We start from the raw sequence: 20,026 nt of genomic DNA on the forward strand, positions 1-20,026 counted from the left end.
GTTCCGCGGGAGCGGACGACTGGCCTGAGCCGGCTCGGCCGGGCAGGCCCGCCGCCCAGCCCGCCGCCGCCCAGCCCGCCGCCGCCCAGCCGAGTGGCGCGACGCCTGCGCCGTCGCAGGCCGCCCCCTCTTCGAGTCCGTCCCACGCGCCCGCGGCTCAGGGAGGCGGGGCTCAGGGGGCCGGGGCGATCCAGCAGCAGTGGCCCGCCGTGCTGGCGGCGCTCAAGCAGCGCAGCATCGTCGTCTGGGCCAACGTGAGCACCAACGCGCAGGTCGTCGGCGTCGAGGGCAATCTGGTCACGCTCGGGTTCGGCCAGGTCGGCGCGATGAAGAACTTCACCGGCGGCGGCAAGGACGCGGTGGTCGCCAGCGCGCTCGGCGACGTGCTGGGCGGCACCTGGCGGGTCGAGGCGGTCGTGGGCAGCTCACCGGCGCCCCAGAGTGCCTCGCGTGGTCCTCAAGGGCCTCCCGCGTCGAGCCAGCACGCTCCGGCCGGTCCGCCTCCGGGGCAGGCGCAGAGTCCGCGGCCGCCGCAGCCCGGCGCCACGACCGGCTCGCAGTCCGCCTCCCAGGCCGCTTCCCAGCACGGACGTACGGCCTCGCACGGCTCGTCGCAGGACGACTCCGGCTCGCAGGAGGCGAGCCAACCTCCGGGACAGGCCGCCCAACCTCCGGCAGCGGCTGCCCAATCCCCAGGGGTGGTTGACCAGTCCCCGGGAGCGGCCGCCCGGCAGACGACCGACGAGTCCTGGCCGGACGCGCCCGACGACCCGGGGCCCGGTTCGCCGCCGGGGCCTGACCCCACCCAGACGGCGGCCAGGGGCGGCATGGCGGGTGCCGGGCTGGCCGCCGCGAGGTCGGCCGCGAAGGCGGCCTCCCAGGCCGGTCCGCGGGCTCCCGCGCCACGTCAGGGTGGTGCCGCCGCCTGGCCGGACGCGCTCCCCAACCGTCGCAAGGGGCCGGAGTCCGACGAGGTCGACCCGCTGAACGACGCCGACGCCGACGTGGACGAGCTGTCCGGTATGGCGCTGCTCCAGAGCCAGCTCGGCGCCCAGGTGATCGGTGAGATCGACCACACCTGAGGGCGTGTTCGACGATCGGCTGTGTGTGAGGGCGCCTTCGGACGGCCCGCGCGTGAGGTGGGCACGGCTGTCAGTCGTGGTTGAAGGTGCCCAGGCGCAGGCGCGCTCTGGCTGCGGCGGCGCGGTGGTCCGACGGTGCCAGGACGGCCGTGAGCCGCTGCAGCACCTCGAAGTCGTCCCGTCCTCCCGGTGTCTGCGCGTACGTCCACAGATCGTCGGGTGAGCCGCGCAGCAGCAGGCTCGTCCGTACCTGCGCCTCCAGTTCGTCCCGTTCGCGGCGGATCTCCGGCGACTCCGAGCGGGGCAGCAGCGGGCCCGCGTACGCGTGCGCGAGGGAGGCGCGGTCGGGGCCGGCCAGGAGGCGGCGCAGCTCCAGGAAGTCGGCCTCGACGGGCAGGGTCAGCTGGTACGGCTTGGCCCCGATCGCGTCGCCGAGCTGGGTGCGCAGGCGGTGGATCTCGGCCCGGATCGTCGCCGGGTTGCCGTCGTCGCCGTACAGGTGCAGGGAGAGCTGGTCGGCGGTGAGGCCGTTGGGGTGCAGGGCCAGGAGGGCGAGGATCTCGGCGTGCCGGAGGGAGAGCGGCACGCGGCGCTCGCCGATCGTGACGACGGGCGGCCCGCCGCCGAGGAAGCCGGTCAGGCCGAGGAACGCGACGAGATCCCCGCCGGGGCCGGACGGGTCCGGCGAGCCGGGAGAGCCGGACAGGGCGCGGCCGGAGGCGGGGCGCAGCAGGTAGCCGTCGGCGAACGCCTCCAGGAGCACGACCCGTCCGTCGCGCAGGATCATGCGCTCGCCGGGAGCGGGCAGCGGGACGCGTTCGCCCAGGAGCCGCCCGGGATCGCCGGCGATGACGCGGCCGGTCGGCGACAGCAGGATGCCGGGACGGCCGCGCAGCGCCTCGAAGCGCCGGCGCAGGCGATCGTCGCGCTCGTGCACACGCAGTTCGAGCCGGCTCTCGGCGAGCCGGGCCGTGGCGGCGACCAGCGCGACGCTGGCCGGGTGCAGCGAGCGCGCGGTACCGCTGAGGTCGACGCAGCCGAGCACCTCGTCGGTCTCGGGGTCGACGATCGGGGCGGCGCTGCACGACCAGACGTGCAGCACGCGCATGAGGTGTTCCTCGGAGTACACGTGCATGGGGCGGCGGATGGCCAGGGCGGTGCCGATGCCGTTGGTGCCGACGTGGGACTCGGCCCAGTGGTGCCCTTCGGCCAGCCCGATCCGGTCGGCGACGCGCATGACGTCGTGGTTGCCGTCACGCCACAGAACTCTGCCGTCCGCGTCCGTCACGACCATGATGTGCGCGGACTCGTCGGCCACGTGGACGAGTGTCCGTGCCAGCAGAGGGAGCAGCGGGCGCAGCGGGTGCGCCTCGCGGACGTCCGGAAGGTCGCGAGTGTCGTACGCGAGCGGTGCCCGCGAACTGTCCGGATCGATCCCCGCGGCCAGCGAGCGCCGCCAGGAGGCGGAGATCAGCCGGCGCGGCCCGTCGGGCGCGGACTTCTCCACGAGCCCGGCGTCGTGCGCGTCGCGCAGGCGGCGGGAGTACGCGTTCGGACGCGTGGAACTCATCGGCCACTCCCTGTAGTCAACCCCTTACTGGCGAGCATCCGGGTTGGAGCTGGTGAGCGCAACTGGTTCGGGGGATTGCGAAGGGTGATTGAACGATCGCAACGTGTGTGCAACGTTGCCCCCGCTAGCGTTGCGCCAACGCGTCGGCGTGGTGCGGCCGCTCCGGCCGACGTGATGGCCGGGTCTCGGACACTGGAGGGGGGCCGGGACCCGGCCAAGGCCGAAACAGGGAGTGCCCCAGTGCATGACAAGGCTCGGACCCCGTAGGCTCGTGGCAGTCATCCAGGACGCGGAGCCACGAGGAGCGCACGACGGTGAACCCAGGGGATGTCAACCTGCAGCAGCTGCTGGAGCAGGCACAGCTCATGCAGCAGCAGCTTGTGAGCGCCCAGCAGGAGCTCAACGACGCGCAGATCGAGGGCTCGGCCGGCGGCGGCATGGTCAAAGCCGTCGTCAACGGATCCGGTGAGCTGCTCGAGCTGAAGATCGACCCGAACGTCATCGACGCCGCTGACCCGCAGGACACGGCCGACACCATCGCCGATCTGGTGATCGCGGCGGTGCGTGACGCGGTGCGGGCGGCGTCCGACCTGCAACAGGAGAAGCTGGGCCCGCTGGCCCAGGGGCTCGGAGGCGGCGGCCTCGGACAGTTGCCGGGGTTCTAGACGATGTACGAAGGGGTCGTCCAGAACCTGATCGACGAGCTCGGCATGCTGCCCGGCGTCGGTCCCAAGAGCGCGCAGCGGATCGCGTTCCACCTGCTGGCGGCCGACCCGGTCGACGTGAAGCGGCTGGCGCACGCGTTGCTGGAGGTCAAGGAGAAGGTCCGGTTCTGCCGGGTCTGCGGGAACGTGGCGGCCGAGGAAGAGTGCCGCATCTGCCGCGACCAGCGCCGCGACACCCACGTGATCTGCGTGGTCGAGGAGTCGAAGGACGTCGTCGCGATCGAGAAGACGCGCGAGTTCCGCGGCACGTACCACGTGCTCGGCGGCGCGATCAGCCCGATCGACGGCATCGGCCCCGACGACCTGCGCATCCGTGAGCTGCTGACGCGCCTGGCCGACGGCCGGGTGACGGAGCTCATCATCGCCACCGACCCCAACCTTGAGGGCGAGGCGACGGCTACCTACCTTGCCCGTCTGGTCAAGCCGATGGGTCTGAAAGTGACACGACTGGCCAGCGGTCTGCCTGTGGGCGGTGACCTCGAGTACGCCGACGAGGTGACCTTGGGCCGCGCGTTCGAAGGACGGAGGCTGCTGGATGTCTGACCAGTGGAGCACGCTGGCGGAGGAGATAGCGGGCCACGCGCAGAACTACGTGGACGGCCTGACCAGGGTGGCGGGCGGCGAGGGCGGCGACGCCATCTGGTCGCTGCTGCTGGTCGAGGTGGCTCAGGTGAGCCTCGCGGGGGCCAAGCTCGGCGCGAACGAGGACGTGATCCTCTCGGGCAACTACGAGCCGCCGCTCAGCGAGGACCCCGACATCGACGGCGTGCGCACGGCGCTGTCGGAGCTGCTGGAGGCGGTCGACGACTACGCCGAGGTGTTCGACCCGTACAAGGACACGGGCGTGACCCCGTACCGGCTGTCGGACGACCTGACCGCGGTCGCGGCGGACCTCATCCACGGGCTGCGCCACTACCAGGCCGGCCGGCCGCACGAGGCGCTGTGGTGGTGGCAGTACTCCTACTTCAACACGTGGGGCAACCACGCGGGCGCGGCCATGCGCGCACTTCAGGCGCTCGCCGCGCACTCGCGGCTCGACGTGGCGGAGGAAGCCACGACCGTCTGACGTCCACATGCTGGTATATGCCAGCAGGCGCATGAGAGGCCCCCAGTAGACTGGCAGCTCACAGTCCAGACCGGGAGACTCTCGTGGCCCTCGTTGTGCAAAAGTACGGTGGTTCGTCCGTCGCCGACGCGTCCTGCATCAAGCGGGTCGCGCAGCGGATCGTGGCGACGAAAAAAGCCGGCAACGACGTGGTCGTGATCGTCTCCGCGATGGGCGACACGACGGACGAACTGCTCGACCTGGCCGAGCAGGTGTCGCCGCTGCCTCCGGGCCGCGAGCTCGACATGCTGCTGACCTCCGGTGAGCGTATCTCGATGGCCCTGCTGGCGATGGCGATCGCCAACCTGGGGCACGAGGCGCGTTCGTTCACCGGCTCGCAGGCGGGCGTGATCACCGATTCCACCCACGGCAAGGCGCGCATCATCGACGTGACGCCCGGCCGCCTGCGTGAGGCGCTCGACCAGGGGCACATCGCGATCGTCGCGGGCTTCCAGGGCGTCTCGCAGGACACCAAGGACATCACCACGCTGGGCCGCGGCGGCTCCGACACGACCGCCGTGGCGCTCGCCGCCGCCCTGGAGGCGGACGTCTGCGAGATCTACACCGACGTGGACGGCATCTTCACCGCCGACCCCCGCATCGTGCGCGCGGCGCGGCAGATCCCCAAGATCTCCTACGACGAGATGATGGAGATGGCCGCCTGCGGCGCGAAGATCCTGCACCTGCGCTGCGTCGAGTACGCTCGGCGGTTCAATCTGCCGATCCACGTACGCAGCTCGTTCAGCACCAAGGAAGGCACGTGGGTCGTCTCCGACCCTTACACCGAAGGAACCGAGATGGAGCAGCCGATCATCTCCGGAGTCGCGCACGACCGGAGCGAGGCCAAGATCACCGTTGTCGGGGTTCCCGACAAGGTCGGCGAGGCTGCCGCGATCTTCAAAACTCTGGCCGACGCCGAGATCAACATCGACATGATCGTGCAGAACGTCTCGGCCGCGGCCACGGGCCGCACCGACATCTCCTTCACGCTGCCGACGGCCGACAGCCAGACGGCTCTGACGGCGCTGAAGAAGATCCAGGGAGAGATCGCCTACGAGTCGGTCCTTTTCGACGACCAGATCGGGAAGGTGTCGCTGATCGGCGCGGGCATGCGCTCGCACCCCGGCGTCACGGCGACGTTCTTCGCGGCCCTCGCCGACGCGGGGGTCAACATCGAGATGATCTCCACCTCGGAGATCCGCATCTCGGTGATCGTCGGGCAGGACGGTGTCGACGCGGCCGTGGCGGCCGCCCACCGGGCCTTCGACCTCGACGCCGACCAGGTCGCAGCGGTTGTTTACGGAGGTACAGGACGATGAGCAGGCCCAATCTGGCGTTGATCGGCGCGACCGGGGCCGTCGGCACCGTCATGCGCGACCTCGTCTCCACCCGCGAGGACATCTGGGGTGAGGTCCGCCTGGTCGCCTCCCCGCGCTCGGCGGGCAAGCTGCTCAGGGTGCGCGGCGAGGACGTGGCCGTACAAGCGCTGGCGCCCGAGGTGTTCGACGGCATCGACATCGCCATCTTCGACGTGCCGGACGAGGTGTCGGCCGTGTGGGTGCCGATCGCGGCCGAGCGCGGCGCCATCGTGATCGACAAGTCGGGCACGTTCCGGATGGAGCCGGACGTGCCGCTGGTGGTGCCGGAGGTGAACCCGCAGGACGCCCGCACGCGCCCGCGCAACATTATCTCGACCCCCAACTGCACCACGCTGTCGATGATGGCGGCGATCGGGGCGCTGCACGCCGAGTACACGCTGCAGGAGCTCGTCGTCGCCTCCTACCAGGCGGTGTCGGGCGCGGGCGTGGCCGGCACGGCGCGGCTGTACGACGAGGTCGAGGCGCTGGCCGGCGACCGTTCGATCGGTCAGGTGGCGGGCGACGTGCGCAAGGCGCTGGCCAACCGGCTGCCGGAGGAGTCGCCGTTCCCCGCGCCGGTGGCGTTCAACGTCGTGCCGTGGGCGGGCTCGTACAAGGACGGCGGATGGGCCTCCGAGGAGCTCAAGCTGCGCAACGAGTCGCGCAAGATCCTCGGCATCCCCGACCTGAAGGTGTCGGCCACGTGCGTGCGGGTGCCGGTGGTCACGACGCACTCGCTGGCGGTGCACGCGCGGTTCGCGCGTGAGATCACGGTGGCGGACGCGCACCGGGTGCTGGAGGCGGCGCCGACGGTGGTGCTGATGGACGACCCGGCCAACGGGGTGTTCCCGACTCCGGCGGACGTCGTGGGGACGGATCCGACGTATGTGGGGCGGGTCCGGCAGGCGGTGGACTTCCCGAACACGCTGGATCTGTTCGTGTGCGGGGACAATCTGCGCAAGGGGGCGGCGCTCAACGCCGCCGAGATCGCGGAGCTGGTGGCGACCGAGTTCTGACCGAACAGCGCCCCCCTTTTTTCTAGAGGGGCGCTGTTCGTTTGTGCGGGTGGTGGGGGGTTTGCCATTGAGGACGCCCATCCTGTACGGCAGGCCGCACCCACCGCCACCCGCCGCACATGGCTGAGGGCCTCCAGGAGAACGGCCGCTGACCGGATGGTGGTCGGCCGCCGTTACGTGCGAACTCTCAGCCGGTGACGCCGATCTCCGAGCCCGAGGCAGCCCTGCTCCTTGAGCCCGAGGCGCATCGCGTCCTGAGCCCGAGGAGTCTCGTTTCCTCGAGGCCCGGGCGTCCCGTTCCCTTGGTTCGGGGCGCCCGGGTCTTGCTGTCATCGGAAGAGGATGTCCCAGTGGTCGGACTCGTCCGCGAACAGGGTGCCTGAGCGGGACTTGTACAGAGCGGCGCCGTCCCGGCGGATGCCCGCCTTCTGGTGGTTCTTGGTGATGTAGCGGTCGATGCAGCGGTTGTGGGTGATGTCGAGCTTGTAGCCCTTGCCGTGGCTGAAGCGGCCAGGAGCGTGGCCGTTCTCGGTGCCGCCGGTGACCATGACCGGGCAGCCGCTGCGATGCTTGAGGTCGATCACCCGGGCGATCGTCGCGGTGCGCACGTCGTCGAGCGACGTGCAGTGGTGCACGCGCCTGCTCGTGCAGCCGCCCGACGAGAACGTGCGCAGGCCCTCGTCGCGCAGCCAGTTCGAGGCGGCGGCGTGGGAGATGCGCATGACCGCGTACCGGGGCTTGACGCGGTACAGGTTCACGTCGGAGCGTTGCGTTTTGTCCATCGGCCTGCGCGCGGTTCGTGCGGCCGCTGGGCGGCTGAGGTGTGTCCGTGGCGTCGCGCGTAGCTCCCGCGTTCTCGGAGCGCGTACGGCCGTCTCAGCGTTGCCTGCGGCCCTCTCAGCCTTGCCGGCGGCTCTCCCGGTTCTGCCCGCGGTCGTCTCACTCCTGTCCACGGGGGTCACACGGGTCTCTTGGGCGGGGGTCCAGCGGGCGACATGGGTGGGCGCGGGCTCGGCCGGCTCCGGAACCATGTCCGGGGTCGGGCCGAGGTCCGGATCCGCTGATGGAAGCCGGTGGCGTGCGTCGATCGTCTCCTCGATGTGGTAGGACCGAGTGATCGGTGATGGTGTCTGCCGCGGCTCCCAGTCGGGTCCTTTGGAAGCGGCGGAAGCGGCCGACGCCAACGCGATTATGGAGATCTCAATGCCGAGGAGTACGACAACTGCCAGCCGTACTGTTCCACGTATCCACATGTCGATGCCTTTTCGCGGAATAGCCCTTCCGCCTGCATCATCAATCCCATGGTTCACACGAGCTAATCCCTGCCACATAGGGTTTTTTGCCTGGTGGTGGTGATCACCGTGCGCCTTCCTGACCCAACTCGCTACTACGACGTAAAGTGACGAACGTGTCCGAAGCCCGAAACCGAGGATCGGAGAGCACCCGAGAGGTCATCGTCGAGACGGCTTTGCGGCTGTTCCGGGAGCGCGGCTTCGACGCGACGACGATGCGGGCCATCGCCGCCGAAGCCGGTGTATCCGTCGGTAACGCTTACTACTACTTCGAGAGCAAGGAGGCGTTGATCCAGGCGTACTACGACCGTGCGCAGACCGAGCACGAGGCGGCCTGCCGCCAGTTGCTGGCCACGGAGTCGTCGTTCGCCGCGCGGCTGACGGGGGTGCTGCGGGAATGGGTGCGGGTGTCGGAGCCGTACCACGAGTTCGCCGTGAAGTTCTTCAAGCACGCCGCCGAACCGACCAATCCGCTGAGCCCGTTCAGCGCCCAGTCGTCGCCGGCCCGGGAGGCGTCGATCGCGATCTACCGGCAGGTGGTCGAGGGGGCGCGGGACCGGATGAACTCGGAGCTGCGCGAGGAACTGCCCGAGCTGCTGTGGCTGCTGTCGATGGGGATGGTGCTGTTCTGGGTGCACGACACGTCGCCGGGGTGTGAGCGTACGTACCGGTTGATCGAGGTGACGGTGCCGCTGGTGGATCGGCTGGTCGGGCTGTCGCACCTGCCGGGGTTGCGGGGGATCACGAAGGACTTCATCGCCGCCATGCACGAGCTGCGCGCCTGAATCGATGACGCTGGGCTGACGATCGCCGGCCTCCGGCGCGCGAGGGCTCCGGTGCGCGAGGGCTCCGGCGCCGCGGGTAACGGCTTGTGCGGGTGGCTTGTGCGGGTGGTGAGGTTCACGGGTGGAGGCCGCGACGACATACCGCCCGGTTGGTATGGTCAGCCTATTGACGCCCGACGCCCACCAGGGAACAGCCGGAGGCTCGCGATGACCCAGAACTGGGGCATGACCATCCCCTTCAACGACCGCTCGCTGGCCGACTCCCGGGCGCTGATCGCCGAGCTGCCCTCGCTCGGCTACACCGACGTGTGGTCGGCCGAGGTCAACGGGGCCGACGGGTTCACGCCGCTGGCCATGGCCTCCGAGTGGGCGCCGGGGGTGCGGCTGGGGAGCGCGATCGTGCCGGTGTTCACGCGCGGGCCGGCGTTGCTGGCGATGCAGGCCGCCACGCTGGCCGACCTGGCACCCGGACGGTTCGTGCTGGGCATCGGGTCCTCCTCCCCGGCGATCGTCGAGAGGTGGAACGCGGTCGGCTTCGACAAGCCTTACGCGCGCACCCGCGACACCCTGCGCTTCGTCAAGGAGGCGCTGACCGGGGAGAAGGTGTCGGCGAAGTACGAGACGTTCGAGGTCAAGGGGTTCAAGCTGGAGCGGGCGCCGAAGACGCCGCCCAAGATCGTGCTGGCCGCCCTCCGGCCCCGGATGCTGCACCTGGCCGCCGAGGAGGCCGACGGGGCGATCACCAACTGGCTCTCGCCCGACGACGTCCGGAAGGTGCGGGCGGAGGTCGGGGACACCGAGCTGATCGCCCGGCTGTTCGTGTGCGTGAGCGAGGACGCCGACAAGGTGCGCGCGCTGGGCCGCTGGATGCTCGCCGCCTACCTCACCGTGCCCGCGTACGCCGCCTTCCACGACTGGCTCGGACGGGGTGAGGTGCTGCGTCCCATGCACGAGGCCTGGGCGGCGGGCGATCGCCAGGCCGCGCTCAAGTCGATCCCCGACGAGGTGGTGGACTCCCTGATCGTCCACGGCGACGCCGCCACCTGCCGCGCCAGGATCCAGCAGTACGTGGACAACGGCCTGGACACGCCTGTCCTGGCGCCCATCCCTGGGGGTGAGGTCTCGCTCGACCAGGCTGTACGCGACCTGGCGCCGCAATAGCCCTGCACGGGCGGAGGCGGCCCGGGAGAGGGCGGGACGCCTTGGGGGCGGGGAGCTTCGGGCGCACGAGGGGCCGGAGGAACGAGACGTTCCGGGGTTCGGGGATCGAGGTGTCTCAGGCCAGAGAGACGAGGTGCCTCGGGCCAGAGAAAACGGGTGTCTCGGGCTCAGGGAATGAGGTGCCTCGGGCTCAGGGAACGGGTCGTCCCGGGTTCGGAAGTAGGCGCCACCGGCTGAGGATTCGCACGTGACGGCGCTGAGCCACCATCCGGTCAGCGGCCGTTCTCCTGGAGGCCCTCAGCCACGTGCGGCGGGTGGCGGTGGGTGCGGCTTGCCGTACAGAAGAAATGCCGTACAGAAGAAGTAAACGTCCGGTGGTCGAGGAGCGCAGGAGGTTCGGTGGACGAGTTACTGAGATCAGACGCCACAGAGCAGGCGCACGCCGTCCAGCAAGGAAAGGTGTCCGCGCGGGAGCTGGTGGAGGGGGCGATCGCTCGTGTCCAGGCCCACAACCCCGACCTGAACGCCGTCATCTACCCGCGCTTCGAGCGGGCGCTGGCCGAGGTCGACGCCATCCCCGCCGAGGCCCCGTTCCGCGGCGTGCCGATCCTGCTCAAGGATCTCGGCTGGGCGCAGGCGGGCGAGCCCTACAGCGCGGGCTCGCGCACCCTGGAGGGCGTCCGGGTCGAGGAGGACGCGTACGAGACGGCCAGGTTGCGCGCCGCCGGGTTCGTGGTGCTGGGGCGGACGAACACTCCTGAACTGGGCAGCACGATCACGACCGAGCCGGCCGCGTTCGGCCCCACCCGCAACCCCTACGACCTGGGCTACTCGTCGGGCGGGTCCAGCGGCGGATCGGCGGCGGCGGTCGCGGCCGGGATGGTGGCGATCGCCACGGCCAGCGACGGCGGCGGCTCGATCCGCATCCCCGCGTCCCTGTGCGGCCTCGTGGGGCTCAAGCCGAGCCGCGGGCGTTCCAGCTTCGGGCCGGCGAGAGGGGAGGGCTGGAGCGGCTTCTCGTGCTCGGGGTTCGTCAGCAGGAGCGTGCGTGACACCGCGGCGGCGCTCGACCTCGTCTCCGGCTACCTTCCGGGCGACCCGTACGCCGCGCCGCCGCTGCCCGGGCCGCTCGCGGCGGAGGCCGGGGCGGATCCGGGACGGCTGCGCGTCGGGTTCGTCGCCGCGCACCCCCGGGGCGACGTGCCCGAGGTGCCGGAGCTGACCGAGGCGGTCAACGCGGCCGCCGCGCTGCTGGAGGAGCTGGGGCACAAGGTGTCGGCGGACTGCCCGAAGGCGCTCGGCGACCCCGACTTCGCCACATATTTCGCCGCGATCGTGACGAACAACCTCGCCGCCGAGATCGAGAACATCGCCGCGTTGCGCGGCAAGCCGGTCGAACTGGAGGAACTGGAGCCGCGCAACGCGGCCATGGTCTCGGCGGGCCGCCAGCACAGCGCCACCGACCACCTCATGGCGGCCCAGTGGATCGACGGGTTCCGCAGGCGGATGGCCGCCTGGTGGAGCTCCGGGTACGACCTGCTGCTCATGCCGTCGCTGGGGGTGGCGCCGTTCCCGCTGGGGTGGATCTCGCCGGACGACCTGAGCACGGCGTTCGGGCGGACCTCGCACTCCGTGGCGTTCACCTCGCCGATCAACGCCACCGGGCAGCCGTCGATCTCGCTGCCGCTGCACCGGAACGCGGCCGGGCTGCCGGTGGGCGTCCAGCTGGTGGCCGCGTACGGGCGGGAGGATCTGCTGGTCAGGATCGCCGCGCAGATCGAGGCGGCCCGCCCGTTCGAGCACAGCGCGATGCGCTGAGGTCTCGGCCTGCCTGTGATCCAAGTCTCGGCGTGGCTGTGACCCGAGGTTCGGCGTGCCTGTGATCCGAGTCTCAGGGTGGCTGTGATCCGATACGTACGGCGCTGATCGACGGGAACCCCTTCCCCGGCCGACGCGTTATGTCGTGAGAGGCCGGGGTAGGGGGGAGCGCATGATGGCGAAGGCAGGACGAGCGGCTGCGGCTTGGCGGGTGTACCGCGACGTGAGCAAGCCTGGCACGCCAAGCGTAATGGTCAGGGTCCGCGCGATCCCGCGCCTCATCGGCGCCGTGATGCGCGGCCAGTACGCGGGCATGGGCAAGGGCAAGCTGGCCCTCATGGCGGCCGGCGTGGTCTACCTGATCTCCCCGATCGACGTGATCCCCGACTTCCTCCTGCTCATCGGCGTCGCCGACGACTTCGGCGTCTTCGTCTGGCTGCTGGCCTCGCTGCTCGGCGAGAGCGGCCGGTACGTCGACTGGGAGAAGCAGCTCATTCGCGGACGGGTGGAAAAGGGACAGGTCGAGGGGTAGGGCCGGGCGGCGGTCAGGCCCGCGGCGGCGCGGTGACGGACGCGGTCAGATCTGCTCCATCCGGAGCCAGGCGCGCGACGGCAGCGGATGCCCGAACAGCCGGGCCGCGTTCCCGTAGGCGACCCTGGCGATGTCCGCGGGCGGGAGCGTGCCAAGGTTCTGGGAGACCGACTTCTGGGTGTCCGGCCAGGTCGAGTCGGAGTGCGGGTAGCCGCTCTCCTGCAGCACGTGGTCGAGGCCGACCGCCAGCCGCACCCCCGACAGCGCGTGGTCGTCGAGCGTGCCGAAGTAGAAGTTGCGCCGCAGCACCTCGCTCGGCTTGAGCCCGCCGTCCCACTGCGCCTCGCCGGCCACGGGGTGGTCGAGCGCGTAGTCGGCGCGGGCGGCGAGCATGGGCAGCCAGCCGACGCCGCCCTCGACGATGAGGATGCGCAGGTTGGGGAAGCGCAGCGGCAGCCCCGACCAGAGCCAGTCGGCGCAGGCGAACATCGCGCTGGTCGGCATCAGCGTGGTGATCGCCTCGATGGGCGTGTCGGGCGAGGGCACCGGCGACCAGCTGGAGGCCCCGGTGTGCAGGCAGACGACGGTGCCGGTCTCCTCGCAGGCGGCGAGGAACGGGTCCCAGTGGCCACCGTGGATCGACGGCAGCCGCAGCCTGGTCGGGAACTCGGGGAACACCACGGCCTTGAACCCGCGCGCCGCGTTGGCCCTGATCTCCTTGGCGGCGACGTCGGGGTCGGGCAGCCAGGGCAGTTGCAGGCCGATGATCCGCTCGGGGTAGGTGCCGGCCCAGACGTCGATGTGCCAGTCGTTCCAGGCCTTGACCAGGGCGAGGCCGAGCTCCTGGTCGCGGGTCCTGGCGAACGGCATGCCCGACTGGCCGGCCAGCATGCCGGGGAAGCAGAGCGCCGCCCAGATGCCGGCGACGTCCATGTCCTCGATGCGGGCCTCGATGTCGTGGCAGCCGGGACGCATGTGCTCGAACCTGACCGGATCGAGGGTCCATTGCTCGCGCGGCAGCCCCGCGCCCACGTCGAGACCGGCGCACGGATAGGTGGCGCCGCCGTATCGCCACACCTGGTGACCGCCCTCCGTCTCCACGACCTTGGGCGCGACGTCGGCGTATTTCTCCGCGAGCCGGCCCTCGAAGAGGTCGGGCGGCTCGATCAGGTGATCGTCGGCGGAGATGATCACGTAGTCGCGCCGCCTCGGATCCGGATCAGGGAGCAGCGGCGTAGTCACGCAGGTAACCGTACGACGGGTGGATAACGTGGAACAAGCTGCGACGTCTCCGTTGGATATCCCCTGTGAACATCACGCCCGGGACCCGGGACCGCCGGGAGGGGGATGTGGCGACCCCGGGCCGTGAGGGTCCGCTTCATGAGGATGCTACTCCGCGAACCCCGGCGCCACCTACCCAGCGGAGATCCGGTCAGTCGTGCGACAGAAGGCTGTTCTGGAGCTCCTCGATGGTCGCCTTGTCCACCTGCAGGATCTGGGTGCAGTAGCGCTCGATCGAGCCGTGCCGGGCGGCCAGGTCGGCCAGGAACAGCCGCATGGCCTCGGCCGGCGCGACCCCGAAACCGGGCCATCGGGCGCCGTCGGGGTGCCTGCGCTGCCAGCTCGCGATGAAGCGCTCGGTGGCCAGGCCGGTGAGCGCGTAGTCGTCGATGATGTCCTGGTCCGCCACGCCGACCAGGCTCAGGACGATCGCGGTGAGCAGGCCGGTGCGGTCCTTGCCCGCCGCGCAGTGGATGACGACGGGCGCGCTGTCGGTGCGGGAGATGGTCTGGACGGCCGTGCGGAGGTTCTCCACGCCGTCCTCGGTCACCTCCAGGTAGCGGTCGGCGAGGTATCGGCTCACGCCGAGCCGGTCGTCGTAGGCGGTGACGTCCCAGCGGCGGCCCTCGATGGGCAGGTTGTGGTAGTCGAGCCCGGCGGTCTCGGGCACCCGGCCGGCCCGTTCCACCTCGAACGGATGCCGCAGGTCGATGACGGTCCGCACCTTGAGCGCCTGGAACGTGGCGAGGTCCTCGCCCGCCAGCCAGCCGAGCGAGTCGGCGCGGTAGAGCCGCTGCCACCGGACGACCTTCCCGTCCCTGGTGGCATATCCACCTACATCACGAAAATTGTGGATATTGAGGAACTCAATGTGGCGGATCACCCCATCCACCTTAATTGCTGACGGGCTCCTCGGCCGGTGACTTGTCCCCGGCCCTCCGGTCGGCCACCTCCCGGCGGATGAGCAGGATCCAGCCGCCGACGGCCACGCCGATGAACAGCCACCACTGCACGCCGTACGCCAGGTTCAGGCCGCCCCCCGCGCCCACGTCGGGCGCCGGCACCGGCGCGGGCGCGCTCGCCGACTCGGGCCGCTGCTCGGTCAGCTCCACAAAACCGCTGGTGAGCCGGTACGGCATCGACGCGCCGATCTTCGGGACGTCGATCAGCAGCACCTGGCCGGGCGGCAGGCCGGGACGGTCCTTGACGCCGGCCGAGTCCGCGGTCTCGCTCAGACGTAGCCTCCCGGTGACAGTTACCTCACCCGTGGACGGTGGCGGCACCTCGGGCGGCGCGTCGGCGGTGGCTCCCGCCTTGACCCACCCCCGGTTGACGAGCACGGCCTGACCGGGACCGGTGACGAGCGGCGTCAGGACGTAGAAGCCGAGCCGCCCCTCCTGCGTCCGCCTGCGCACCACCAAGGCGTGCCCGGCGTCGTACGTCCCCGTCGCCGTGACCGACCTGAACCGGTCGGCCTCGGTGACCCCGTCGTCCGCCAGAGTGCCGATGGGGACGGGGGCGGCCGAGAGGTTCGCGGTGACCTGCGTGCTGTTGGCGGAGCGCTCCTCGAACCGCCCGAACTGCCACCTTCCCAGGAACACGAAGGCGGGGATCACCAGCAGCACCACGATGTGGAGCCCGATCCAGCGGGGCGTCAGGAGGAACCGGTACACCCCTCAAGGGTAGGCACCGGCACCTGTGCTCCCTCACCTGGCACTCGTACGGCCGGTCCCGCCCGTCTCGGCCGGTTCTGGCTGCCGTATAGTGACCCAATCGCAATCTGGTCGAAACCCTTACCCATCGCTGCTTCATCGCGTACGGTCGGGAGTCGTCCCGATGAGCTCCCCCTCAGAGAGCGCCTCCATACCCATATGACCGTGCTTGCCGCGTCGTTCGAGGCGCCCGCGTTCGAGCTGCCCCGGTTCGGCCGTCTGGTGCGCCATGCCGTGCCCCGCGTGATCGAGGGCATGATCCTTCCCGTCGCCGTCTTCTACGTCGGCATGATCGTCTCAGGTGTCACCGGCGGGATCGTCCTGGCCGTGGCCTGGGTGTACGCGGGAGTGGCCTGGCGGCTGGCCAGGCGCAGGGCCGTGCCGGGCGCGTTGCTGCTGGCCGCCGGGACGGTCACGGTCAGGGCGGTGCTGGCGCTGCTGTCGGGCAGTGCGGTGATCTTCTTCCTGCAGCCGACCCTGGGCGTCTTCTGCGCCAGCGCGGGCTTCCTGGCCACCGTACGGGTGCGCAGGCCGCTCGTCCGGCGGGTGGCGGAGGACCTGGTGCCGCTGCCCGAGCACGTGACCGAGCACGCGGTGATGCGGAGCTTCTACACCAGGCAGTCGCTGCTGTGGGGATGCGCCCAGTTCGGCAACGCCAGCCTGAGCCTGTGGCTGCTGCTGAGCCAGTCGCTCCAGACGTACCTGATCGTGCGGACCTCGGCGGTGGCGGTGCTGCTGTCGGCGGCGGCGCTGCTGACGCTGGTCGACTTCCGGCTGTCCCTGCGCGCCCTGCGAACCTCCTGAGCGGCCTCCGGCGTCAGGCGCTCTTGAGGCCGGCTCCCTCGCCGGGCACCGGCGTGACCTCGCGCGGCCCCGACACCTCGTGCCCCTCGGCGCAGCGGAAGCGCTGCTCGATGAGGGCCCCGCAGTCGCGGTGGGTCAGCAGTACCGGCGCGCCCTCGTCGCCGGCCAGGTACTTGTCGCCCCAGTGCATGAGCGCCACCAGCAGCGGATAGAGGTCGCGCCCCTTCTCGGTCAGCCGGTACTCGTCGCGCTGGCGCTGACCGGGCTCGCGATAGGGCTCCTTGCGCAGCAGGCCCTCGTCCACCAGCCGGGCCAGTCGCGCGCTGAGCACCTGGCGGGGCGCGCCGGTGATCGCCTGCATGTCGGCGAACCTGCGGACGCCGGTGAACGCCTCACGCAGCACCAGGAAGGTCCACTTCTCCCCGACGATGTCCAGGGTGCGCTCGATGGAGCAGTTGTTCACCCGGAAGCTCACGTTCATGCCTCATATCATACCTGAGTTCAATTGACAGACCCAGGGATGACGGAGGAAGCTGAGTCCATGCGAGGAACTCAGATCCGTCCCGCCCGCCAGGACGACGACGACGGCATCCGGCGGTTCTTGGCCGGGCTGTCGCTCCACACGCAGACACTGCGCTTCTTCACCGGCGTCGGCGCGCCCGCCGCCAGCCTGGTGAGCGCGCTCATCGCCGTGGACGAGCGGCGGGACGCGCTGGTCGCCACCCTCGACGGCGAGATCATCGGGCACGCCATGAGCTACCGGGGCGGTGCGGCCGACGTCGAGATCGCCGTCGTGGTCACCGACGAGTGGCAGGGGCGCGGGCTCGGGCCGAAGCTGATCGACACGCTGCTGTTCCGCGCGTCCGTGCGGGGCGCGCAGACGGTCGGCATGGACGTCCTCGGCGAGAACAGGCGGGTGTTACGCATGATCCGCAGGATCTGGCCGGACGCTCAGATGAAGGTCGCTTCCGGCGCCGTCGAGGTGACCGCTATGATCCGTCAGGCTCAGGTATTTGCGGAACAACGTTCTGGTGCATCACCATTGACGGTGTGAAGAGTGTCAAGAACGGACGTGACGGGCGCACCCGCATCATCGAGGGTGCCCTGCGCCGGTTCAGCCAGGACGGGGTGTCGGCCACCACGCTGGCCAGCCTCCGCGAGGAGAGCGGTGTGAGCGTCGGCAGCTTCTACCACCACTTCGCCAGCAAGGAGCACGTCTTCGGCGTCCTGTACGCCGAGATCCTGGCCGCCTACCAGGCCGCCTTCGTCGCCGAGCTGGTCAGCCACCAGGAGGCCCGCGACGGCATCGAGGCCGTGGTCGCCTTCCACATGCGCTGGGCGGGGGAGCACCCCGAGCGGGCCAGGCTGCTGGTCAGCGAGCGCCCGCCGCGCAAGACCGAGCCGGGCGGCGCCGAGGTGGCCGAGGCCAGGCGCGGCTTCTTCCGCCAGGTCTCCGACTGGTGGCGGCCGCACATGAAGAACGGCCTGCTCCAGCCCGTCCACCCGACCATGTGCTACGTGCTGTGGCTCGGCCCCGCGCAGGAGATGTGCCGGCTGTGGTTCGCCGGCGCGCACACGCCGACCGACGAGGAGATCAAGGGCCTCGGCCAGGCCGCCTGGCAGAGCCTGCGCCAGCAGTAGCGGCAGCCCGGACGGTACAACGGCCCCGGCAGTGGAGACGGCGCGTCAGGCCAGTTGCCTGACGCGCGTGTGCACGCGCCAGCTCCCCGCGTCCAGCGAGATGTCCAGCCGCAGGTCTCCCCGCTGCCTGCGCAGCCCCGGCACGCGTAGCCGGTCGTGCACGTCGAACCGCCCCTTGGACGGATAGCCGAACCCCAGCTCACCCGGCAGCACCCGCAGGTCGTCACGGTTGCCGCAGGTCGGGCACGTCCACGACACCAGGTCGAGGCCGCGGTTGTAGTCGGTGCAGGCGCGGAAGAAGTCGTCGGGCCTGAAGCGCGACTCACAGGCCAGGCAAGGGATCTGCATGGAACGCTCCTTCGGGGCCCCTCAGTGAATCACCTAGTGATACCGCCTGTTACTTGTGTGGCGCTTGCAGAATGGTTGGGTGACTCGGTCACGATATGATTACTGTAGGTATCAGATCATGCGCGGGAGTCTGCGGTGAAAGGATGGACCCCGTGGAACGACTGCGCGATCACCTCCTGGAAACCGGTTACACCATCGACGGCGTCCGCGATCGGCTGGGCGTCGTGGCGGCCTCGGCCCTGGCCCGCGAGGAGCTGGTCCCGGCTCTGCGGGAGACCGCCGCGGACGACCCCATGGCCGCTCTGATCAGGCTCTGGTGGCTCGGCGCGACCGTTCCCGCGGCCCGGCTGGCGCCCGAGGTGCTGGAGTCGGAGCTGGTCCGCGTCGAGGGCGACCAGGTATGCGCCACCGTTCACCTGCAGCCCTGGGAGACGGGCGGCTACGTCGTCTCCGACCGCAAGGTGCGTCCCGGCGACCCGTCCCTGCGCTCCGACCACGTGGTGGGCGCCGGCGGCGCCTCGGCCAACCTGGCCCAGCTCGTCACCCGCCGCGAGGTGCGCCGCGCGCTCGACCTCGGCACCGGCTGCGGCGTGCAGGTCCTGCACCTCGACCGGCGCGCCGAGGACATCGTGGCCACCGACGTCAACCCGCGCGCGGTGGAGCTGGCCAGGCTGAGCTGGCGGCTGTCGGGCGTCCACGACGTGGACGCGCGGGTGGGCTCGACGTTCGACCCGGTCGAGGGCGAGCTGTTCGACCTCGTGATCTCCAACCCGCCGTTCGTGATCTCGCCGGGCGGTGAGCTGACCTACCGCGAGACGGGCGCCGACGGCGACGCGTTCTGCCGCGAGCTCGTCCGCCGCACGCCCGCCTATCTCAACCCCGGCGGGCAGGCCCACTTCCTGGCCAACTGGCTGCACGTCGAGCACGAGGACTGGCGCGACCGCGTCGGCGGCTGGCTGGGCGAGACCGGCTGCGACGCCTGGGTGGTCCAGCGGGACGTCCAGGACCCGGCCGAGTACGTCGAGCTGTGGCTGCGCGACGCCGCCGTGCAGGGCACCCCGGGCTACGCCGAGCACTACGACCGCTGGCTGTCCTGGTTCGACGAGCGGAAGGTGCGCGGGATCGGCTTCGGCTGGATCACCATGCGCAGGACGGACACGCTCGACCCGGTGGTCCGCGTGGAGCAGCTCACCCACCAGGTCGCCCTGCCCGTCGGCGACTACGTGGACGGCGTGCTCGACGCCATCGCGGCCGCGCACCGGGTGCGCTTCCTCGACTCCGCGCACCTGCGCACGGTGGAGGGCCTGCTGGACGAGCGGGTCGGCCTGCCGGGCGCCGAGGACCCCATGCGCATCGTGCTGCGCCAGACGCAGGGCCTGCGCCGCAGCAGGGAGGTCGGCACCGTGGAGGCGGCGCTGGCCGGCGTGTGCGACGGAGAGCTGGCGCTCGGCCCGCTGCTCAACGTCATCGCCGAGCTGGTCGGCGACGGCGAGATCCTGCACACCGACGCCATCCGGCCGCTCATCGCCGAGGGTTACTTCCAGCTTTGATTCGCCGTTGATTCGACATTGACCCCTTGGGTGGATGCTTCAACAAGACACGGGCCCGGGGGGTTCGAGGTTCGTGTCTGGTCCGGCCGGCCGTCGATGTGAGGCGGCTAGCCGTTGCGCGGAGCATCCGGATAACCGGGCCCCCTAGCAACGCGTGACGGTCAGATGGCCGGCCGGGCTAGCAATTCTCCAGCGGGGGAGCACCCGGGACACCGCTACTCCCAAGGGGACGGCTTTGATCAACCA

At 70.6% G+C, this 20,026-nt stretch carries 20 protein-coding genes and 1 pseudogene; 14 read left to right on the forward strand and 7 right to left on the reverse strand.

Annotated features, from left to right (window positions below; translation table 11 throughout):
* Nucleotides 1-1,082: pseudogene (locus KME77_RS05105) on the forward strand (hypothetical protein); the annotation flags it as partial.
* Nucleotides 1,083-1,152: 70 nt separating this feature from the next.
* Here KME77_RS05105 and KME77_RS05110 read toward each other — a convergent pair.
* Entirely contained in the window at nucleotides 1,153-2,652 is a 1,500-nt protein-coding gene (locus KME77_RS05110) for a GAF domain-containing protein (protein WP_219462458.1), read from the reverse strand.
* Between the two features lie 314 nt (nucleotides 2,653-2,966).
* On the opposite strand from KME77_RS05110, the gene KME77_RS05115 reads away from it, so the two are divergent.
* From KME77_RS05115 to KME77_RS05135, 5 genes are all read left to right on the forward strand, one after another.
* Entirely contained in the window at nucleotides 2,967-3,317 is a 351-nt protein-coding gene (locus KME77_RS05115) for a YbaB/EbfC family nucleoid-associated protein (RefSeq protein ID WP_219462460.1), read from the forward strand.
* Between the two features lie 3 nt (nucleotides 3,318-3,320).
* Nucleotides 3,321-3,920 (forward strand): recombination mediator RecR, encoded by a 600-nt coding sequence (gene recR, locus KME77_RS05120; protein ID WP_219462462.1) that lies wholly within the window; start codon nucleotides 3,321-3,323, stop codon nucleotides 3,918-3,920.
* Complete coding sequence (locus tag KME77_RS05125) at nucleotides 3,913-4,443, forward strand: DUF5063 domain-containing protein (RefSeq protein WP_219462464.1); 531 nt, start codon at nucleotides 3,913-3,915, stop codon at nucleotides 4,441-4,443. Before recR ends, KME77_RS05125 begins: the two co-directional genes overlap by 8 nt.
* 83 nt (nucleotides 4,444-4,526) lie before the next feature.
* The gene (locus KME77_RS05130) at nucleotides 4,527-5,801 is read left to right on the forward strand and encodes an aspartate kinase (RefSeq protein WP_219462466.1); all 1,275 of its coding nucleotides are present in this window, start codon (nucleotides 4,527-4,529) and stop codon (nucleotides 5,799-5,801) included.
* The gene (locus KME77_RS05135; protein WP_219462472.1) at nucleotides 5,798-6,856 is read left to right on the forward strand and encodes an aspartate-semialdehyde dehydrogenase; all 1,059 of its coding nucleotides are present in this window, start codon (nucleotides 5,798-5,800) and stop codon (nucleotides 6,854-6,856) included. The genes KME77_RS05130 and KME77_RS05135 overlap by 4 nt, the downstream gene beginning before the upstream one ends.
* Before the next feature lie 329 nt (nucleotides 6,857-7,185).
* On the opposite strand, the gene KME77_RS05140 is transcribed toward KME77_RS05135, so the two are convergent.
* Entirely contained in the window at nucleotides 7,186-7,638 is a 453-nt protein-coding gene (locus tag KME77_RS05140) for a hypothetical protein (protein ID WP_219462475.1), read from the reverse strand.
* Between the two features lie 626 nt (nucleotides 7,639-8,264).
* Between KME77_RS05140 and KME77_RS05145 the strand changes: the two genes are divergently transcribed.
* From KME77_RS05145 to KME77_RS05160, 4 genes are all read left to right on the forward strand, one after another.
* Complete coding sequence (locus KME77_RS05145; RefSeq protein ID WP_219462477.1) at nucleotides 8,265-8,933, forward strand: TetR/AcrR family transcriptional regulator; 669 nt, start codon at nucleotides 8,265-8,267, stop codon at nucleotides 8,931-8,933.
* Nucleotides 8,934-9,140: 207 nt separating this feature from the next.
* A complete protein-coding gene (locus KME77_RS05150) occupies nucleotides 9,141-10,094 on the forward strand; it encodes an LLM class F420-dependent oxidoreductase (protein WP_219462478.1) in 954 nt (317 codons plus the stop codon).
* 399 nt (nucleotides 10,095-10,493) lie between these two features.
* A complete protein-coding gene (locus tag KME77_RS05155) occupies nucleotides 10,494-11,912 on the forward strand; it encodes an amidase (RefSeq protein WP_219462481.1) in 1,419 nt (472 codons plus the stop codon).
* 250 nt (nucleotides 11,913-12,162) lie between these two features.
* Nucleotides 12,163-12,444, forward strand: coding sequence for a YkvA family protein (locus KME77_RS05160; protein WP_246609194.1), 282 nt, complete (start codon nucleotides 12,163-12,165; stop codon nucleotides 12,442-12,444).
* A gap of 45 nt (nucleotides 12,445-12,489) precedes the next feature.
* Here the strand turns inward: KME77_RS05160 and KME77_RS05165 are convergent, their stop codons facing one another.
* The 3 genes from KME77_RS05165 to KME77_RS05175 form a co-directional block, all read right to left on the reverse strand.
* Nucleotides 12,490-13,686 carry an amidohydrolase family protein gene (locus tag KME77_RS05165; RefSeq protein WP_219462483.1) on the reverse strand — a complete coding sequence of 399 codons (1,197 nt, stop codon included), beginning with the start codon at nucleotides 13,684-13,686 and terminating at the stop codon, nucleotides 12,490-12,492.
* A gap of 190 nt (nucleotides 13,687-13,876) precedes the next feature.
* On the reverse strand, nucleotides 13,877-14,608 hold the full coding sequence (locus KME77_RS05170) for a tyrosine-protein phosphatase (protein ID WP_219462485.1): 732 nt from the start codon (nucleotides 14,606-14,608) through the stop codon (nucleotides 13,877-13,879).
* 10 nt (nucleotides 14,609-14,618) lie between these two features.
* Nucleotides 14,619-15,398, reverse strand: coding sequence for an SURF1 family cytochrome oxidase biogenesis protein (locus KME77_RS05175; RefSeq protein ID WP_219462487.1), 780 nt, complete (start codon nucleotides 15,396-15,398; stop codon nucleotides 14,619-14,621).
* Between the two features lie 198 nt (nucleotides 15,399-15,596).
* Here KME77_RS05175 and KME77_RS05180 point away from each other — a divergent pair, with 198 nt between their 5' ends.
* Complete coding sequence (locus tag KME77_RS05180) at nucleotides 15,597-16,241, forward strand: VC0807 family protein (protein ID WP_219462489.1); 645 nt, start codon at nucleotides 15,597-15,599, stop codon at nucleotides 16,239-16,241.
* A gap of 13 nt (nucleotides 16,242-16,254) precedes the next feature.
* On the opposite strand, the gene KME77_RS05185 is transcribed toward KME77_RS05180, so the two are convergent.
* Nucleotides 16,255-16,722 (reverse strand): winged helix-turn-helix transcriptional regulator, encoded by a 468-nt coding sequence (locus KME77_RS05185; RefSeq protein ID WP_219462491.1) that lies wholly within the window; start codon nucleotides 16,720-16,722, stop codon nucleotides 16,255-16,257.
* 60 nt (nucleotides 16,723-16,782) lie between these two features.
* Between KME77_RS05185 and KME77_RS05190 the strand changes: the two genes are divergently transcribed.
* Nucleotides 16,783-17,295, forward strand: coding sequence for a GNAT family N-acetyltransferase (locus KME77_RS05190; RefSeq protein WP_219462494.1), 513 nt, complete (start codon nucleotides 16,783-16,785; stop codon nucleotides 17,293-17,295).
* Complete coding sequence (locus KME77_RS05195) at nucleotides 17,292-17,882, forward strand: TetR/AcrR family transcriptional regulator (protein ID WP_219462495.1); 591 nt, start codon at nucleotides 17,292-17,294, stop codon at nucleotides 17,880-17,882. The genes KME77_RS05190 and KME77_RS05195 overlap by 4 nt, the downstream gene beginning before the upstream one ends.
* Before the next feature lie 45 nt (nucleotides 17,883-17,927).
* Here KME77_RS05195 and KME77_RS05200 read toward each other — a convergent pair whose 3' ends face one another.
* The gene (locus KME77_RS05200; RefSeq protein ID WP_219462498.1) at nucleotides 17,928-18,230 is read right to left on the reverse strand and encodes a hypothetical protein; all 303 of its coding nucleotides are present in this window, start codon (nucleotides 18,228-18,230) and stop codon (nucleotides 17,928-17,930) included.
* Nucleotides 18,231-18,373: 143 nt separating this feature from the next.
* Here KME77_RS05200 and KME77_RS05205 point away from each other — a divergent pair, with 143 nt between their 5' ends.
* Entirely contained in the window at nucleotides 18,374-19,780 is a 1,407-nt protein-coding gene (locus tag KME77_RS05205; RefSeq protein ID WP_219462500.1) for a DUF7059 domain-containing protein, read from the forward strand.
* Nucleotides 19,781-20,026: the final 246 nt, after the last annotated feature.

Origin of the sequence: Nonomuraea rhizosphaerae, from assembly GCF_019396405.1 — a bacterium.
GTDB lineage: Bacteria > Actinomycetota > Actinomycetes > Streptosporangiales > Streptosporangiaceae > Nonomuraea > Nonomuraea rhizosphaerae.

Excerpts from the sequence above, each read along its gene's own strand:
- KME77_RS05110 (WP_219462458.1), bottom strand. The coding sequence starts at position 2,652 with ATGAGTTCCACGCGTCCGAACGCGTACTCCCGCCGCCTGCGCGACGCG.
- recR (WP_219462462.1), top strand. The coding sequence starts at position 3,321 with ATGTACGAAGGGGTCGTCCAGAACCTGATCGACGAGCTCGGCATGCTG.
- KME77_RS05125 (WP_219462464.1), top strand. The coding sequence starts at position 3,913 with ATGTCTGACCAGTGGAGCACGCTGGCGGAGGAGATAGCGGGCCACGCG.
- KME77_RS05135 (WP_219462472.1), top strand. The coding sequence starts at position 5,798 with ATGAGCAGGCCCAATCTGGCGTTGATCGGCGCGACCGGGGCCGTCGGC.
- KME77_RS05140 (WP_219462475.1), bottom strand. The coding sequence starts at position 7,638 with ATGGACAAAACGCAACGCTCCGACGTGAACCTGTACCGCGTCAAGCCC.
- KME77_RS05150 (WP_219462478.1), top strand. The coding sequence starts at position 9,141 with ATGACCCAGAACTGGGGCATGACCATCCCCTTCAACGACCGCTCGCTG.
- KME77_RS05160 (WP_246609194.1), top strand. The coding sequence starts at position 12,163 with ATGGTCAGGGTCCGCGCGATCCCGCGCCTCATCGGCGCCGTGATGCGC.
- KME77_RS05180 (WP_219462489.1), top strand. The coding sequence starts at position 15,597 with ATGACCGTGCTTGCCGCGTCGTTCGAGGCGCCCGCGTTCGAGCTGCCC.
- KME77_RS05185 (WP_219462491.1), bottom strand. The coding sequence starts at position 16,722 with ATGAACGTGAGCTTCCGGGTGAACAACTGCTCCATCGAGCGCACCCTG.
- KME77_RS05190 (WP_219462494.1), top strand. The coding sequence starts at position 16,783 with ATGCGAGGAACTCAGATCCGTCCCGCCCGCCAGGACGACGACGACGGC.
- KME77_RS05200 (WP_219462498.1), bottom strand. The coding sequence starts at position 18,230 with ATGCAGATCCCTTGCCTGGCCTGTGAGTCGCGCTTCAGGCCCGACGAC.
- KME77_RS05205 (WP_219462500.1), top strand. The coding sequence starts at position 18,374 with ATGGACCCCGTGGAACGACTGCGCGATCACCTCCTGGAAACCGGTTAC.